The following is a 17,339-nucleotide window of genomic DNA, read 5'->3' on the forward strand; positions in this document are numbered from 1 at the left end:
GAACAAGCTTCCCTCACATTTTTTGGCTTCTGTTGACTTTCCGGTACCTTTCCACTAGTTTCGCGACCACGATTAGAGGTGCCTTCTGCCCTGAATTGGCTGAGAAGGTTAAACGGGAAGTCCGGAAATCCGGCGCTGCCCCCGCAACGGTGATCCACCTGTATTCTGAGTGGTAAGCCCGATACCGGCCTCTTTTCTAAACACGATGGAGCGGAGGGCTACCATCTTGCAATACGATCTTTCGCGCTTCGGCGTGCCGCATTGCTATTCCTCCCTCGATCCCATGTGCTTTTGTCTTAGGGGTTGAAACTTGAAAAAATCTATATTGAGCCTGGCTGTTTTATCAGCCGTGAGCGCGCCGTCTTTTGCTGAATCCACTGTTACCGAATCTTCAATTCCTGACCTGGAAACCGTGGTTGTTGTGAGCTCCCGTCAGGGTGAGCCGCTGCGCCAGGTAGCTACTTCAGTAACTGTATTGGATGAAGAACAGCTAAAAGAGCGGGGATTGGTGTCCCTTGCCGATGTCTTGCGCAGTGTGCCCTCCGTGTCTGTTACTAATACAGGGGGTATGGGCAAGACAACCTCCTTAAGGGTACGTGGAGAGTCCGGTTTCAGAACCTTGGTTCAGATAGACGGTATCGACATTTCTGACCCAACTGGTCTTCAGGCCGGTGCCCATGTTGAACATATTATGAGCAGCAATTTACAGCGTGTGGAACTGCTGCGTGGCCCGCAGGGAATGCTCTACGGGGCCGATGCGGGTGGAGTGCTGAATATCTCAACGCGTCGCGAAGATCAAGGACAGCGCTTTGAGCTGTCAGCTGAGGGCGGTAGCTTCGATACTGAACGCTACAATGCCAGCGCTAGCGGTGCCAATGAAACATTGGATTATTTTGTTTCTGCAGCGGCGGCAGAAACCGATGGGTTTAATACCAGCAGCAATGACAAAGAATTGAGAGATGACGACGGTTACGATAATGAAACCTTGCATGGCCGTGTAGGTTGGAATATCTCTGAGCAGTGGCGATTTGAAGCGGTAGCGCGAGATACAGATGCCTCTGGTGAATATGATCGTTGCGGTTGGTTTGTTCTCCATGACGATTGCAACTTTGAGTTTAATCAGGAAAGTGCTCGCGTTAGCTTGGCTCACAAAGGTGAGGACAGCCAACAGGAATTAGCCTATACACGGTCTGAATTGCAGCGTACCTATATCGATGAAGGTGTAACTTCCTATGAAGTAGAAGGTGATATCGAAAAGTTAAACCTAATGGGCTCCCACGGGTTTAGCCGCGAGCATGGGGTGGTCTACGGGGTAGAGCATCGTGAAGATACTGCGGGAGATCTGGATCGAGATCAGTGGGCCCTTTACTCAGAGTATCAGGGAAGCTATGCCGATCAGGCCTATATCACCCTTGGCCTTCGCCATGACAATAACTCCGATTTTGGCAGCTACAACAGCTTCCGCGCCAGCTCAGCCTATTTGTTTGAGGATGTTGCCAACGGTACTGTAAAGATAAAAAGCAGTTTTGGAACAGGCTTCCGTGCCCCAAGCCTGTATGAAGTCAACTACAACGCTACCGCAATTGATTGGTTGACCTATGCCCCATTGGACTTACCGTCTCTTAAGCCGGAAGAGAGTCAGGGTCTAGACCTTGGTGTCGAGTACTTTAATGAAGATGCTCTGCACCTTGAATTGGTGCTGTTTCACCAGATTATTGAAAATGCAATTGGCTGGAACTCGGACGCTTCTGGTTACTTGCAAAGTAGTGGAACAAGCAAATCTTGTGGGGTCGAATTGGTAGCGGAAGCACAGATAACTGATACCCTGTTACTCTCTGCCAACTACACCTACACCGACGCTGAAGAGGCCGATGATTCTCCCCGGGCTCGCAGCCCTAAGCACCTAGCCAATCTCGGCTTCACTTATCAGCCTACCAGTGACTTGAGTCTGGTTATGAACCTGCGCGGCAGCGCAGATGTTGTCGATAGAGATGGCTCCTCGCTGGATAATTATCATGTCCTGGATGCCAGCGTTCGTTATCAGCTGAATAATTCTACAACGGTATTTGTTCGCGGTGAAAACCTCACCGATGACGACTATGTGGAAGTTACTGGCTATAACACCGCAGGCCTCGCCGGTTATGCTGGTGTGGAATTCAGCTTCTAAAACACTTTTTTATAGGTTCTTGAACTGAGGTGGCCATGTCGGAAGACGAGCAAAAACGAAATGCCAAGCACAAGCAGGCAATGCAAAAACACAAGGAGAAGGTTGATGCCAACATTGCAGCAGCCGATATCCAGCGTGGAGTTGCTGTCCTTCTCACTGGAAATGGCAAAGGGAAGTCGAGCTCAGCTTTCGGCATGGTCATACGCGCACTGGGTTACGGGCAGAAAGTGGGCGTTGTGCAATTTATTAAAGGCGCACAGCAATCTGGGGAAGAGCTTTTCCTTACAAACCATTGCCCGGAAGTTACTCTCTATCAAATGGGCACTGGCTTTACCTGGAATACTCAGGATCGCACCAGTGATATTGCTGCTGCAGAGAGAACCTGGGCAGAGGCAGAAAAAATGCTCACCGATACCACCTATGATTTAGTGGTGTTGGATGAGCTCACTTATATGCTCGCTTACAAATACCTGGATGAGTCCAAAGTATTGGAGACTCTAGCCCAGCGGCCACAGGAACAGAGTTTGGTGGTGACTGGTCGAGGTGGTGGTAGTGCACTACAGGAGCTCGTGGATACGGTATCTGAAGTGAAAGATGTTAAGCATGCTTTTAAAGCGGGAATCAAAGCCCGCAAAGGCGTAGATTACTAGGTTGTTTTTACTATGTCCGCGTTGATGGTTCAGGGCACGACTTCCGATGCCGGCAAGAGTACTTTGGTGGCTGGGCTCGCTCGTTACTTTTCCCAGCGCGGAGTCAGTGTCGCACCTTTTAAGCCGCAAAACATGGCACTCAATAGTGCCGTTACGGTGGATGGTGGTGAGATAGGGCGGGCACAAGCGCTGCAGGCCCAGGCCTGTGGGATCGACCCCCACAGCGATATGAACCCGGTGTTACTTAAGCCCGCTTCAGATACCGGGGCTCAGGTTATTATCCAGGGTAAAGTGCTGGGGAATATGCAGGCGCTGGATTACCACCACTACAAAGCTACCGCGCAAAATGCAGTGCTGGGCTCCTTCGCACAGCTCGATGATCAATATGAGTTGGTGTTAGTTGAAGGGGCTGGCAGCCCGGCAGAAATTAACCTGCGGGAAAACGATATTGCCAATATGGGCTTTGCCGAGGCCGTTGATTGCCCGGTTGTACTGATTGCCGATATCGATCGCGGAGGCGTGTTCGCCCACTTGGTAGGCACCCTCGAATTGCTGTCTTCCTCAGAGCGAGAGCGTGTCGTTGGTTTTGTGATCAACCGCTTTCGTGGCGATCTGCAATTACTTCAGCCGGGGCTCGACTGGTTAGAGGAGTATACGGGCAAGCCAGTTCTGGGAGTCTTACCTTATCTCCATGACCTCTACCTTGACGCGGAGGATGCCATTAGCACCCAACAGAGCGGTGCTGATGCTCGATTGAAAGTGGTAGTGCCGGTATTGCCGCGCATAAGCAATCATACAGATTTTGATGCGCTGAGGTTGCATCCGGATATCGATCTGCAATTTGTCAGTGTCCGTGAACCAGTCCCACAGTGCGACTGGATTATTCTTCCCGGCAGTAAAAATGTGCGGGCAGACTTGGCTTACTTAAAAGAAAACGATTGGCCTGCACAGTTGGATCGGCATCTGCGCTATGGCGGCAAACTAGTGGGTATTTGCGGTGGTTTGCAAATGCTGGGGAGCGAGGTACAGGACCCGGATGGGGTAGAGGATACCCCGGGCAACGAACCGGGCTTGGGTTATCTGGATTTCACAACTCGATTGCAACCAGTCAAAGCACTGAAAAATATTACCGGCTTTTTAGCTTTGGAAAATGAAGTAAAAGAAGCTACTCCTGTTCAGGGCTACGAAATCCACTGTGGCATAACAGAAGGTGTAGCTCTGCAAACTCCAGCGGTATATATCTGTGATAAAGACGGAAATTCCAGGCCTGATGGTGCAATAAGTGCTGATGGACAGATATTCGCGACCTACGTGCATGGGCTGTTCGATTCACCCGAAGCGCTGAGCGCACTTTTTGCCTGGGGTGGGTTGAAAGACTCTACGCCGCTGGATGTGGGTGAACAGCGACAGCAACAATTGAACAGGCTGGCTGAGACTATTGCCGAGAATATCCAGGGAAACTGGCTCGAGCAATTTGAGGGAGCTAAGGAGACGGCAGTGCTGCAAGAGGATACCCAGTGACTGTTGCCCGTATCAAAGCATTAAATGTTGCCTGGTGGTTACTGCCCACAGCACTTGCCCTTAGTTTTTCTGCTGCCGTTGCTATAGGTGCAGTGTATCTCTCACCCTCACAACTAATTGCCGCGATCAGTGGTCAGGGCGATGGTGGACTCGCTGGGGATATTGTTCAGGTAATACGATTGCCAAGGGCGCTATTGGCCGCTGGAGTGGGTGCTGTGCTCGCCATCTGCGGGGCAATGTTGCAAGGCTTATTTCGAAACCCTCTAGCTGACCCATCCCTGATTGGTGTTACCGCAGGGGCTTCTCTCGGTGCTTGTTTGGCCATCCTGCTAGGAGTGGAGGTTGCCGCTGCGTTTGGGAGTTTGCCCGTTGTATCCATAGCTGCTTTTTTCAGCGGCCTTTTAGCGGTGACACTGGTCTACAAAGTGGCGAAAAGTATTAATGGCACTTCCGTGGCCACCATGTTGCTAATGGGGATTGCCGTTACCGCTTTTTCCGCAAGCCTGATCGGGCTAATGGAGTACTTTGCTGATAATGACACTCTGCGCCGTATGAGCCTGTGGCTAATGGGGGGGCTGGATGCAGCGAGCTATCCTCGCGCTTTTCTGGTTTTGGCCGTGCTGGGCGCTTTGCTTGCCAGTATGTCCCGCTTCGGCACCTCACTAAATGTTCTTTTATTGGGAGAATCCCAGGCACGGCACCTCGGTATTGATGTGGAGCGGGTAAAAACCCGTTTGATAGTGCTTGTTGCGGCTGGAGTGGGCACTTCGGTTGCTGTAGCCGGCAGTATAGCTTTTGTGGGGCTGGTAGTGCCCCATATAGTGCGTTTGTGGGTAGGACCTGATCACCGGCAACTGTTGCCGCTTTCTGCCCTGGCTGGAGCCAGTTTATTACTAGTTTCCGATACCCTGGCACGAACCATTATTGCCCCGGTGGAGATCCCGGTAGGGCTGATTACCGCACTGATTGGGGTGCCTTTTTTTGTTTCCTTGTTGCGTAAAAGCAGGGGGGCAATTTAATGGCTCTGCTACAGGTGGAGGGAGTTGCGGTTAGTGTCGATAATCGGCCGCTGTTGCAAGATATCAACCTGGAGGTAGATGTCGGCGAGCTGGTTTGTGTGATTGGCCCCAATGGCGCGGGTAAGTCGACTCTGCTGCGTGCCCTGTGCGGCGAAGTCAGGATGGATTCCGGGCAGGCCCACTTTAAAGGCAGTCCTTTTGCAAAGTTGTCCGCCCGCAATCGAGCCAGGCAAGTTGCCGTCCTGCCGCAAAATAACCCACTGACATTTGCCTTTACCGGGCTGGAATTGGTCGCCCTCAGTCGAACTCCGCATTCCACTGGCACTGACCGGGACCGAGAAATCTGCCTGGAAGCCATGGCAGCGCTGGATGTTAGTCATTTGTCTGAGCGCCTGTACCCAACATTATCCGGCGGCGAGCAGCAGCGCTTGCAATTGGCTCGGGTGATGGCCCAGATCTGGCGGGCAGAGGATGGGGGAGAGCGGCTCCTCTTATTAGATGAGCCCGCTGCCAGCCTGGATATTGCACACCAATATGGAATGATGAGAGCGGTAAGAGACTTCGCGCGAAGTGGCGTAGCTGTGGTAATGACGGTCCATGATCTGGCCCATGCCAGCGGCTATAGCGACAGAATCCTCGCCTTAAAGCAGGGGCGCAGTATGGCCTACGGAAATCCAGAGGATGTATTGACTGGGGAGAATATGCAGCAGCTTTACGGTTACAGTGTCACGGTGATGCCACACCCGGTAACCGGTCAATCCCTGGTGATTGCCGATGTCTAGCGCCAGTGGTGTACATCTGGTACTAGGGGGCGCCCGCAGTGGAAAAAGCCGGCTTGCACAACAGCGCGCGGAGCAGTGGCTAAATAGCAGTAGCGATGGTGGACTTACCTACCTGGCAATGGCTACGGCGGGCGATCAAGAAATGTCTACCCGTATTGCTCGACATCGGGAAGACCGGGATCATCGCTGGCAGACCCTGGAAGAGCCTATTGCATTGGCAGAGGCTCTGGTTACAGCTGCTGAGTCCCACTGTGTACTGGTGGACTGCCTCACTTTGTGGTTGAGCAACTGCCTTCATCAGGGCGTTTGGGAGCGTGAGCAAGAGGCGCTTCTGCAATGTATCGATCAGAGGCGTACTCTCGCTAACGGTAATACCCCACCTTGGATTTTTGTCAGTAATGAAGTCGGTTCGGGTATTGTGCCCCTTGGGCAGTTATCGCGGGAATTTGTGGATGCTGCAGGTTGGCTTCATCAGGCATTAGCCGAGCGAGCTGATAGCGTCACCTTGGCAATTGCTGGTTTGCCGCTCACTGTAAAGTAAAGGAGCCTCTGAATAACTCCGTAATGCCTCTGCGAGTCTTGAAGGCTGCAGATGTTAGGCGCAGCTCGCCGCGAATGGCCGTAGCCCTTTGCAAGAGCTGCAACGCAGCAGGTGCGGCCTTCAAGACTCGCCCTTCGGGGCTTGCAGAGCGATTCACACTCCGCGTTGCGACTTCTTGAAAGGTCTAGACATTCCTGCGAAGCCGCGCCTTGATTGTGAACCGCTCTGCAAGCCAGAGGTATCACGGAGTTATTCAGAGGCTCCTAAAGAATCACCTGAGACCGATAATGATGACAGATGAACTCAGTTGGCTCGATAAGCCTGCACCAACCCCGGACCAGAGTGCTCGCAATGCTGCGATTGCCCGCCAGAAGCAATTGATTAAGCCGCAGGGCGCGCTCGGCCGGCTCGAGAGCATTGCCGTGGATTTCGCCGGATTCCAGGGGAGAGAGCAACCCCAACTGAATAAATTGTCGGTGCGCGTATTCGGTGCTGATCACGGTATTGCAGCTCAGGGAACTTCCCGATTTCCTCAGGCCGTCACTTCTGTAATGCTGAAACTATTTTGCGAGGGTGGGGCGGCTATTAATGTGTTGAGCCGCGAGCAGAATGCGGACTTTGCCGCAATTAACCTGGGTTGTGTGGTCCCCGCTGAACACCCCGACTTGATTGATGAAGTTATAGCTCCCTCTACTGCGGATTTCTCCCAAGGTAACCCAGCTATGACCCAAACGCAGCTGGCTCTTGCTCTTGATGCCGGTCGCCGCCAGTCTACCGATGCAGATTGCTTTGTCGGCGGTGATATGGGTATTGGCAATACCACTTCCGCCGCTGCCATGTTTGCTGCCCTTTTTGAGCTAGAGGTTGGCAGCATTACGGGGCGAGGAACAGGTGTCGACGATGCAGTGCTCGCCCACAAGGTGGAACTGATCGAATCTGCCTTGGAGCAGCATCGGGCAGCGCTGGGCTCACCACTTGCTATTCTGCAAACTTTTGGTGGCTTTGAGATTGCAGCCTTAATAGGAGCGTTTATCGCCAGTGCCCAGCGAGGTGTCCCTGTATTGGTTGATGGTTTTATGGCGACTGCCGCGGCAGCTATTGCCGGTGCTATTAATCCGTCAGTGAAACCCTGGTTGCTCTACGCCCATCTCTCTGACGAGTCTGGTCATAAACTAGCCCTCGAGTGCCTGGGGGTGAAGCCATTGCTGAGCTTCAATATGCGCCTTGGCGAGGGCACAGGTGCAGTGTTGGCCATAAGTATTATCAAGCAAGCGCTGAACCTGCATAACAAAATGTTCACTTTCAGTGAGGCAGGAGTGCCAGTTGCGGATTGATCTTTTACGACACGGTGCCTGCGAAGGTGGAAATATTTTTCGCGGGCAGATCGATGTGCCCCTAACCAGTGAGGGTAGGGAGCAGATGTTGCGAGGGCTTGCCGAGCTCGATGACTCCTGGGACCGGATTGTTACTTCACCCTTACAACGCTGCCAACGCTTTGCTGCTCAGCTTGCCCGAGAGAAAAAGCTGCCGATAACTGAAGTTCCTGATATCCGGGAAATTGGTTTCGGGGACTGGGAGGGGCAGTCAGTCGATAAGATCTGGACTGAGCAACGAGCACTGTGTGAAGCCTGGGGGCGTGACCCAGAAAAGCACGCACCGCCGGGAGGTGAGCCCTTTCCCGTATTTCGATCCAGAGTTCTTCAAGCTATTGATAATCTAGCCCAGCAATACTCGGGAGAGTCCCTGCTGCTCGTTACTCACGGTGGCGTTATCAAGTTGTTGCTCGCGTATGCGAATAACTGGCTCCCAGTGAAAATGATTTCACTGCAAGTTAACTACGGGTTTGCCGCATCGCTGAGATACGACTCGGACAATAAGACCTTTACCGTTTCCTACCCAGAGCAGTCAGCTTATGTTTATTGCCCGTAAGTTGTACAACCTATCCCAAGCATTTCTGTATGCGCTGGTATTTCTTACCCGGCTGCCGGTGGCGGGTTTGCTGCGGGAGGTGGACAAGGAAACGGTGAAGCGGTCGATATATTTTTACCCCCTGGTTGGAGTGGTGATTGGTGTACTGTTATCCGGGGCCGCCTACCTTCTGGCTCCTTTAGGTGCCCAGTTGCAAGCTGCAATACTATTGGGTTTCTGGGTGGTCCTGACAGGTGCACTACACCTCGACGGCCTTGCTGACTGTACTGATGCCTACTTTGCTGGACATAAGTGTGCGGATCCTGAAGAACAACGTCAGCATATTCTGAGAGTAATGCACGATCCCCACTGCGGCTCTATTGCGGTAGCGGCTGTTGTTGTTTTCCTACTGATAAAGTTCGCTGCAATAGCAACCCTGCTAGAGCTAATAAACCCAGTAACAAAAGATGCTTGGGTCTATCTGCCGTTAGTGCTCTCACCTATGTTAGCCAGGGCTGCGGCCCTGGCTTTAATGGGAGTTTCACAATACGCACGTGTTGAAGGCCATGTACCGCCCGCTGGCTCCGAGCGCCGATGGGACCTATTGCCGGTAGTTGCAATCGTAGTTGCTATTGGATGTTTAGCGGCGCCAATACCCATTGCCATAGGCATCGTCTGTAGTTTGATTGCCCTGGTCTTATTCTGGCGTCGCCTGTGGGATAAGACTATTGGTGGTTATACCGGCGATTGTTTGGGCGGTTTGGTCGAGATAAGTGAATTGTCGATATTGATATTATGGGTGGCAGTGGCTGCCAATGTGAGTTACGGAGCTGTTTAGAAGCTCCTCAGTTATAGTCGAGTTAAAGAGATGTCTCGAAGCAGTATTGTCCGTGTTGTTTTAACCTTGAATCTGTTATTGGTGAGTAATACTTGGGCGGATGATTCCGTGCGGGTAAAAGATGCCCGTGGCCAATGGGTTGAACTGCCTGCACCAGCAGAGCGTATTGTTGCGCTAGCGCCAAATATCGTGGAGAACTTTTACAGTGCTGGGGCGGGGGATAAGCTAATTGCTGCGGTAAGCTACAGTGATTACCCCGAGCAAGCCAAGCAATTACCGGAGATAGGTAACTATAAAGCGGTAAACTATGAGAGTTTACTATTGCTAAATCCTGACTTGATTGTTGCCTGGGGATCGGGAAATGGCGATCAGATGATTAATAAACTGGAGGATCTCGGTTTTACAGTTTTCGTATCTGAATCTAATGCTCTTGAAGATATCGCTGTGAATGTAAAGCGCTTCGGTAAACTTGCAGGTACAAGTGACTATGCAGATAAATCTGCCGGAGAGTGGCTTGAGCGACTGAATCAGATACAGCTTAGCCATAAGGACCTGGATTCGGTCAGTGTTTTTTATCAGGTTTGGAATGAGCCACTGCAAACACTTAATGGCGACCACCTGATTAGCGATGTTATTCAAACCTGTGGCGGCCGTAATATATTTGCCGATGCATTGGTATTAGCACCGAAGATTAGTATTGAGTCTGTACTGGATAGAGACCCGAGAGTAATTATCGCCAGCGGAATGGGGGAGGAGCGGCCAGATTGGTTGGATGCCTGGGAAGCATACCCAAGAATTAATGCAGTTAAAGAGGGAAACCTGTTCCATGTACCACCGGATATCATCCAGCGACATACTTTTCGGGTGCTGGATGGTATGGAGATGGTTTGTGATCATCTGAACAATGCGCGAATGAAGGTTGATGCAGGTGCTACAGCTAAAAATGGTCTGTAATTCTCAATGACGTAGGAAAAATAAAATATTCCCGGGTATATTAAAGTAATTCATATATAAGGCTGTGATGAAATTCAGCTTAAGGAAGGAGGTGTATACTGGAAACAGTATTGGGGGTTATAGTTTTCTTAGTGATCATTGGTGGATTGCTAGCTATTCCTTTTGGGGTAGTTAAATTAACTAATCTTGAGAAGGATAGACAAAATCGGTGGTCAATTTTTTGGCGTTATATCTCTAAAGATATAGCTGCTGGAAAGGTAGCCTTATTAAGCCCTTTTTTAGGATGGTTTGTCTATTATGGATTCTATCAGTTTGTAAAAGTTGGAGATGATTCCTCTGCGATTTTAGCCATTGTCTCGTGTGCTGCAATTGGCTTGTTCCTTGTTTTTCATATGGGTTTGCTTGACCGTAAATTTTTTGATTTTCATTTAGATAACATGAAATTGCTGGCTGTGAGTGTAATGTCACTTATTCTCGTTGCGCTAAATGTTTCATTTTGGTTTACAACATTTATTGGCGCTATAGCTACTATGATTTGTGCAATAAAGTATTCTGTAGAGCAGGTCATTCTGGAGGCTGAGCGAGCTAGAGCCAGAGAAGAGGGGAAATCACGTAAAATCTAACTCAGCCCTCCTTTATGAAGGCTGTTAGGCTGTAGAGGCTATTGAGTTATTAAAAAAACAACTAGAAATGTCAAGATTCGATGCCTTTCCTTCTTGCTGCTCCAGGGCCATAGCCAAAATGTTTTTTAAATGCTTTACTAAAACTGGCCTCGGATTGGTAGCCAAACTGATGGGCTACTTGAGCAGTTGAATTTTTCTTCTCATAAAACTCTTGGTGAGCACGCTGCATTCTCCAATTGGTAACATACTGCATTGGTGTTTTTTTCACCAAAGACAGGAATTTTTCAGAAAATGAGGATCGAGACATAGCAGCAAGTTTGGATAATTTATCAACTGTCCACGAGTAACCGGGGTCAGAATGTATAGACTGTAAAACTTTTCCCAGCTTGGGGTCCGCGAGTGCTTTAATGTATCCATCGGTAAATTGTGAGCTCTTCATATGAGCGCGCACAATATAAATAAATAATATTTCGGACAAGCGATCAATTGCAATTTTCTCGCCAGGCAAATTGTTTTCTATCTCAAATGTTATAAAGCGAGTCACCGTTTCAATTAGTGCAGCACCTTCAGCCAAATCATTCTGAACGATTAAAACCTCAGGTAAATCTTCATGAAGAGGATTCCAGCTAAAGTGATCGAGCTCAAAATAACCACATATTAAACTTGTCGCAGCCCTACCTAAAGCCTGTCCCTCTTCGTTAGGTTGGTTTAGTTCCAGTTTAGGATCTGGTGTGTCCTGACTATGGGTTATTGTATGAATAGCATCATGAGGAAATACCACCAAGTCACCGGCCCTTAATGGTATTGGCACATCCTGAGAGGGTAAATGTAACCAGCAAACACCACGAGTAACAAGATGAAAGGTGGCCTTTTGCTCTCCGGAGGTGTCTACCCGCCACGCGCCATAAAATTGGCTGTGTAAAAAAACATGTGCTTTTAAGTGGAAAACCCTGAGCAAATCACTTAACACGTCCATAACGGCAAACACCTAAAAACCACACAGTCATACGATCTGACATAAAATACATATTTTAAAGCATTTATCGTACAGATTGTGAAGATATTATACGCCCCAGGTTGAGTGCTAGCAATATCCCGCTTACTTACCCTACATAACTTAAGAGCTTTGGATAGTAAAATAGCTGATGAACTTTTTAAATAATCTAGTAGCGCCAGTTGTGGCACTAGGGCTTATCTCTTTCTCATTAAATAGCTTTGCCGATCAAGTCGAGCCTGGTATGAAGATTGATCCAGAGCGGACGGCAATCGTAATTACCGACCCGCAGAATGATTTCTTAAGCCCTAATGGTGTAACCTGGGGTGTAGTGGGGGAAAGTGTAGAAAAAAATAATACAGTTCAGAACCTCGAACGGTTAATGAAAGTTGCAGGGAAAAAGGATGTGCCTTTATTTATTTCCCCACACTATTACTACCCTCATGATCATAAGTGGAAGTTTGAGGGGAACCTCGAAGTGGTAATGCACAAACTTGGTATGTTCAACCGAGAAGACCCTCTAAGCTTAAACGGGTTTGAAAACTCTGGAGCTGATTGGTTGGAGCAATATAAGCCATATATAAATAATGGTAAGACTGTTGTGACCGGCCCGCATAAAATTTATGGCCCTGAGACAAATGATTTAGTACTCCAACTGAGAAAACAGGGGATTGATAAAGTAATTCTTGCAGGGATGTCTGCAAATCTATGCACAGAATCTCATATGCGCGAATTATTAGAACAGGGATTTGAAGTGGCTATTGTAACCGATGCAACAGCTGGTGCAAATTTGCCTGAGGGCAATGGCTACGAAGCAGCAATGATTAACTTCAAATATATGGCTAATGATATACTTACCACAAAAGAAGCGGTTAAATTGATTAAAAAGGAATTCTAAGTAAGTAAACGTAGGCATAATCAAATTCACTGTAAATCTGGTTTATAGTGAGTGGTTATGCCTACAAAGGATGTTTGCAGACATTTAATGGATAGGCTCTTTGGCTACCTGGATTTAGGTCTGAGGTATAAAACATTCTCCGAATTCATGTGTAGTGCAGTCGATTTGAATAAGCAGATTGTTTGCTATCGGCTGAAATATGGCACTTGAAAAAAGCCCAGTTGTAGGTGCCTTTCTCTACTTTGATGATCAATTTCAGGGATGTCGTTTTTTGACATCCTTGTGGGTGCTGCGAAAAGGCGTAAAAAAATACTGGTTTGGACCTGATTACACATAGGAATGTCAGGTATACGGTGACAAAGGTTCTAAATAACTGTGGGCAGTGTTTCAGAAGGTTAAGTTTGCAGGATATCTTGGCCTCACTATTCTCTTAACAATTTCACTTTGAACTTCTAAGCTCGGAGAAGTCTGACATAAAAACCTATTGACGATCGGTTTTTGCTGCTCTACCATCATTCAAAGAATAGTTTTAACCTCTGGAATAATGGTCTATGCGACTTGGCGATCTTGAGAAACAGGTGCTCCAATACCTCTGGGATAGAAAATCTGCGGATGCCAAGCAGGTCCACTCGGACTTGAGCAGGGCCCGTGGAGGTTCTCTTAATACGATCCAAAGCACGCTGGACCGCCTCTACAAGAAAGGTTTGCTGTCCCGGGAGAAGCAGGGGCATGCATTCCAATACAGCCCGGCAGTGGAACGCTACGAGTTTGTCGGGCAGCTGATTCAAGACGTTACTCGTGAGTTCGTTGATGATGAGAACGGGCTGGTAGCCGCATTTACCTCCATCTCATCAGAGTTGAGCGAATGCCAATTGGAGCAGCTGGAGCAGTTGATCGAAAGCCAGAAGATAAAGCGCCAGCAGGGTGATCGCTAATGATTTTGGGGCAGGTTGCACTCTGGCTAAACCTGCTGACTATTGCAGCGCTTGGCCTGTTTGTCGGTATTTTACTGGTATCAGCTGCCTGCCTTTCTGCTTCCCGGCATTCACTTAGCTTGTCTGTCAGTAGCCGGCGTTTACTGCTGTGGAGTGCGGTATTGCTGCCGTGGTTCGCGGCTTCCACTGCCGCTGTTATTCTGGCTTTCCCCAGCCTTTTGGGAGGCGTTGCATCACTGGCGCACTGGCACCATATCAACGCTTTTAACCTCTATAGTTGGCACGGTGTTTTTACTATTGCGTTTCTTTTCTTTAGCGGTTTTTTGGCGTTTCAAAGTTTTAAACGAGCTCATCGCCATTTGGCGCAGCTCCGTTTGTTAATGCAACTTTGCGAAAGGGATAAGTCTGACCAGAGTATTATCCAGGCAAAGGGGCCCCAGGCTTTCACCAGTGGTCTGCTCCGTCCGCAAGGGTTTTATACCAGCGGTCTGCGAGACCAGTTAACAGCGGAAGAGTTTGAGGTGGTGCGCCTGCATGAGGAAGCCCATGCGCAAAAATTTGATCCTCTGAAGAAATTAATATTCGCTTTATTTGCCAGCTTTTTCCCTACGCGTTTGGGGAATTACCTGAATCGGCAGATGGCGCTGTGTATGGAGCAGCGTGCAGATGCATATGCTCATAGGCAGGGGTGGAGTGAGACTTTTATCGCCCAAACCCTACTTAAAGTAACCCGTATCTCCAATGGGTTGCATCCCAAAGAGAGAAGTTCAGCAATGGTCTGTTATTTCGCTCTTGACCAATTGGATGCTCGTATTCGTTACCTGCTGTCTGATGATAAGGGGCGCAGCTTACCCCCCTTGTTATTAGCTGGAATGTTTGTGGCTCTTACAGGCACTTGCCTTGTTTCGGTGGATGCGCTCCACCACACCGTCGAAACCCTTTTCTCCCACTAAGGAAGCCGAAGTGTTTAATTGTTTGCGTTTAGTCATAACTAAAAAACCGATTATAGATCGGTTTTTTGTGGCCGGAGCTGTGTTCTTTTTGGCCGCATTAAGTGGGTCCCTTAGGGCAGAACAGGGCGAGGAGTTATCGGGACTTACTTATGAGCAGGCAATTCTTAAAAGCTTGCAAAATCATCCTGAACTGGCGGGCTACCGATATCAGTTTGAAGCTGTGGATGCTCTATCCGAGCACGCCAAGCTAGGACCACGCCCGGAGCTTAGTGTTGCCGCCGAGGGGGTGGGGGAGGAAAAGGGCAGCGATGGCAACGGCAGTTCCCAGATAACAGTAGGCATCAGTTGGCTATTACAGGGTGATCTCGCAGAAAAACGTGTATTGGCTACACGCAGTAAGACTTCTGTGATTGAGGCCCAAAAGCAGGTTCTTGAGTTAGAAGTTGCCGCTAATACTGCGCGTTACTTTTTCCAGGTCCTGGCTCAGCAGGAACGCCTGGAAATTGCTAAAAGAGCAGTCGACCTGGCTCGCAGGATATCCGCCGAAATTAATCGCCAAGTTAGTGTTGGCAGAACGAATGAAGCCGATGCTTTTCGGGCGGAAGTCGACTTACAGCGTCGACACTTAGTTGTGGAAGATGTCGAGCACGAGTTGGATATTGCCAGATATCAATTAGCTGCCCAGTGGGGCTCCAGAGAGCCCATTTTTCGTGCGGTGGCTGGTTCTCTTTCCAGTGTCCTTCCAGAAGTTGATTTATCTAGATTGCGAAGCTTGGTGGCGAGCAACCCAAATTTGGAAATATTCATGAGCCGCGAGCGCGTGGCGCAGGCGGAAATTGATTTGGCACGTGCAGAAGCTGGTATTCAGTGGAGGATTGATACAGGAATTCGTCGCAACGAAGCGAGCGGAGATTATGGGTTGGTGGCAGGGTTCGCAATCCCACTAGGTAAGGGTGACCGTAATCGCGGCAAGGTATCTGCTTTGAGGGCAGAAAAAAATCGTTTCCGAGCAGAAAGAAATGCGAAAGAGATTGAGTTGGATACACAGCTCTTTGTGATGACCCAAAGGCTACAGCATCACCGGCACGTAGCTACCGCCTTGAATGAAAAGATGATTCCCAGTTTGGATAAAGCGCTCATCGCTACGCAAAAAGCCTATCGACGTGGCCGCTATAACTACTCGGAGTTGGCTCTAGCCCAACAGGGGCTTAGCGATGCGCAGCTTTCACTGCTCCAGGCACAGTACAACGCACACCTTAGCCTGATTGAAATTGAAAAACTTACCGGCCTGTCATTGGCACAGATAAGCGAGAGCGAGATATGAGATCCGCAGTTTTTTCCAGCCTGATATTCGGTGCTTTACTTTCCTTATTCCTAAGTGGCAGCGGCAGCGTATATGCGGCCGGAGCTGTCACGGAGGTGGAGCCGGAAAAAGGGCCCAATCGTGGGCGCATGTTGAGAGAAGGTGATTTTGCCGTTGAGCTAAGTATTTATGAAACTGGTGTTCCCCCGGAGTTTCGGGTTTGGGTGAGTAACGATGGAGAGCTGGTTAATCCTCGGCAGGTTGATCTTAAAGTGGTTCTTACAAGGCTTGGAGATGGAGAGGATCACATCGAGTTCAGGCCTGAGGGGAATTATCTGCGTGGCGATATGGTGATCTATGAGCCCCACTCATTTGTTGTGACTCTAACAGCCAAGTACCAGGGGCACGAATACCGTTGGCAATACGATAATTTTGAGGGGCGAACCCGTATCGAATCCGGTATTGCTAAATCCATGGAAATTGATACGGAAACCGTCGGCCCCGCCAGGATGAGTGAGACCAGCCGCGCTTATGGCAGGCTTATTGTAGATCCAGAGCAGGTACGTGAAATTAGTGCGCGTTTCGATGGCTTTGTAGAAACTGTGCAGGTGGGATTGGGGGAGCGCGTTAAAAAAGGGCAACCCCTGATTACAATTAACAGCAATCAAAACCTGAAAACTTACAGTATTAAATCCCCCATTACCGGTGTGGTAATTCAGCGCAATGTAAACCCTGGTGAACAGACCGCAGGTAGAGCTTTATTAACGGTTGCCGATGATACTGCCTTGCTGGCAGAGCTGGATGTTTTTCCCTCGATACGCCCCCAGATTCACCAGGGCGCGCCCGTTTCCGTAAATATCAAGTCTCTGAAAACTCCTCTGCTCGGGGTAGTGAAACAAATTGATACTTTGATAAAACCCAACCAGGCCTCCGCCGTTAGAGTGTCACTGCAAGATATTCCCGCAGGCCTCGCACCAGGTTCTTTTGTAAGCGGCGATATCCAAGTTGCTGAGTATGAGGTGCCCCTCGCCGTCAAGCGTTCCGGTTTACAGGCGTTCCGCGATTTTACTGTCGTTTATGCCAAGGTGGGCGATCAATATGAAGTGCGTATGTTGGAGCTGGGGCGTGAAGCAGGCGACTGGGTTGAAGTGCTGGGGGGGATTAGACCGGGAATCGAATATGTCACCGGTAACAGCTACATCATTAAAGCGGACATTGAAAAGTCCGGTGCATCCCACGATCACTGAGGGTTC

Annotated in this window: 17 protein-coding genes and 1 riboswitch; of the genes, 16 read left to right on the top strand and 1 reads right to left on the bottom strand. The window is 49.3% G+C overall.

Features of this window, described 5'->3' with window-relative positions; translation table 11 throughout:
* Positions 1-59: 59 nt before the first annotated feature.
* Positions 60-207, top strand: a riboswitch (cobalamin riboswitch).
* 103 nt (positions 208-310) lie between these two features.
* The 11 genes from ACJJIQ_RS06935 (at position 311) to ACJJIQ_RS06985 (ending at position 11,003) form a co-directional block, all read left to right on the top strand.
* The gene (locus ACJJIQ_RS06935; RefSeq protein ID WP_445364110.1) at positions 311-2,167 is read left to right on the top strand and encodes a TonB-dependent receptor plug domain-containing protein; all 1,857 of its coding nucleotides are present in this window, start codon (positions 311-313) and stop codon (positions 2,165-2,167) included.
* 35 nt (positions 2,168-2,202) lie between these two features.
* Entirely contained in the window at positions 2,203-2,817 is a 615-nt protein-coding gene (gene cobO / locus ACJJIQ_RS06940; protein WP_444894041.1) for a cob(I)yrinic acid a,c-diamide adenosyltransferase, read from the top strand.
* 12 nt (positions 2,818-2,829) lie between these two features.
* Entirely contained in the window at positions 2,830-4,338 is a 1,509-nt protein-coding gene (locus tag ACJJIQ_RS06945; RefSeq protein ID WP_445364111.1) for a cobyric acid synthase, read from the top strand.
* Entirely contained in the window at positions 4,335-5,357 is a 1,023-nt protein-coding gene (locus tag ACJJIQ_RS06950) for a FecCD family ABC transporter permease (protein ID WP_445364112.1), read from the top strand. Before ACJJIQ_RS06945 ends, ACJJIQ_RS06950 begins: the two co-directional genes overlap by 4 nt.
* The gene (locus ACJJIQ_RS06955; RefSeq protein WP_445364113.1) at positions 5,357-6,139 is read left to right on the top strand and encodes a heme ABC transporter ATP-binding protein; all 783 of its coding nucleotides are present in this window, start codon (positions 5,357-5,359) and stop codon (positions 6,137-6,139) included. Before ACJJIQ_RS06950 ends, ACJJIQ_RS06955 begins: the two co-directional genes overlap by 1 nt.
* Positions 6,132-6,680, top strand: coding sequence for a bifunctional adenosylcobinamide kinase/adenosylcobinamide-phosphate guanylyltransferase (cobU, locus tag ACJJIQ_RS06960; RefSeq protein ID WP_445364114.1), 549 nt, complete (start codon positions 6,132-6,134; stop codon positions 6,678-6,680). The genes ACJJIQ_RS06955 and cobU overlap by 8 nt, the downstream gene beginning before the upstream one ends.
* Before the next feature lie 287 nt (positions 6,681-6,967).
* Positions 6,968-8,014, top strand: coding sequence for a nicotinate-nucleotide--dimethylbenzimidazole phosphoribosyltransferase (gene cobT / locus ACJJIQ_RS06965; RefSeq protein WP_445364115.1), 1,047 nt, complete (start codon positions 6,968-6,970; stop codon positions 8,012-8,014).
* Positions 8,004-8,609, top strand: a complete 606-nt coding sequence (locus ACJJIQ_RS06970; RefSeq protein WP_445364116.1) for a histidine phosphatase family protein — start codon at positions 8,004-8,006, stop codon at positions 8,607-8,609. Before cobT ends, ACJJIQ_RS06970 begins: the two co-directional genes overlap by 11 nt.
* Positions 8,593-9,426 (top strand): adenosylcobinamide-GDP ribazoletransferase, encoded by an 834-nt coding sequence (cobS, locus tag ACJJIQ_RS06975; RefSeq protein ID WP_444927998.1) that lies wholly within the window; start codon positions 8,593-8,595, stop codon positions 9,424-9,426. The genes ACJJIQ_RS06970 and cobS overlap by 17 nt, the downstream gene beginning before the upstream one ends.
* Before the next feature lie 30 nt (positions 9,427-9,456).
* Positions 9,457-10,380, top strand: coding sequence for a cobalamin-binding protein (locus ACJJIQ_RS06980; RefSeq protein WP_445361724.1), 924 nt, complete (start codon positions 9,457-9,459; stop codon positions 10,378-10,380).
* 110 nt (positions 10,381-10,490) lie between these two features.
* A complete protein-coding gene (locus ACJJIQ_RS06985) occupies positions 10,491-11,003 on the top strand; it encodes a hypothetical protein (RefSeq protein ID WP_445364117.1) in 513 nt (170 codons plus the stop codon).
* A 70-nt stretch (positions 11,004-11,073) separates the two neighbouring features.
* Here ACJJIQ_RS06985 and ACJJIQ_RS06990 read toward each other — a convergent pair whose 3' ends face one another.
* Entirely contained in the window at positions 11,074-11,979 is a 906-nt protein-coding gene (locus ACJJIQ_RS06990) for an AraC family transcriptional regulator (protein WP_445364118.1), read from the bottom strand.
* A 169-nt stretch (positions 11,980-12,148) separates the two neighbouring features.
* On the opposite strand from ACJJIQ_RS06990, the gene ACJJIQ_RS06995 reads away from it, so the two are divergent.
* The 5 genes from ACJJIQ_RS06995 to ACJJIQ_RS07015 all read left to right on the top strand — a co-directional run bounded on the left by ACJJIQ_RS06995 (position 12,149) and on the right by ACJJIQ_RS07015 (position 17,333).
* The gene (locus ACJJIQ_RS06995) at positions 12,149-12,895 is read left to right on the top strand and encodes a cysteine hydrolase family protein (protein WP_445364119.1); all 747 of its coding nucleotides are present in this window, start codon (positions 12,149-12,151) and stop codon (positions 12,893-12,895) included.
* A 551-nt stretch (positions 12,896-13,446) separates the two neighbouring features.
* Positions 13,447-13,830: a BlaI/MecI/CopY family transcriptional regulator gene (locus tag ACJJIQ_RS07000; RefSeq protein ID WP_445364120.1), complete on the top strand. Its 384-nt coding sequence runs from the start codon at positions 13,447-13,449 to the stop codon at positions 13,828-13,830.
* Positions 13,830-14,783, top strand: coding sequence for a M56 family metallopeptidase (locus ACJJIQ_RS07005; protein ID WP_445364121.1), 954 nt, complete (start codon positions 13,830-13,832; stop codon positions 14,781-14,783). Before ACJJIQ_RS07000 ends, ACJJIQ_RS07005 begins: the two co-directional genes overlap by 1 nt.
* 88 nt (positions 14,784-14,871) lie before the next feature.
* Positions 14,872-16,107, top strand: a complete 1,236-nt coding sequence (locus ACJJIQ_RS07010) for a TolC family protein (protein ID WP_445364122.1) — start codon at positions 14,872-14,874, stop codon at positions 16,105-16,107.
* Entirely contained in the window at positions 16,104-17,333 is a 1,230-nt protein-coding gene (locus ACJJIQ_RS07015) for an efflux RND transporter periplasmic adaptor subunit (protein WP_445364123.1), read from the top strand. Before ACJJIQ_RS07010 ends, ACJJIQ_RS07015 begins: the two co-directional genes overlap by 4 nt.
* The last annotated feature ends 6 nt before the right edge of the window (positions 17,334-17,339 follow it).

It is taken from the genome of Microbulbifer maximicatervae (SeqCode) (genome assembly GCF_052468295.1).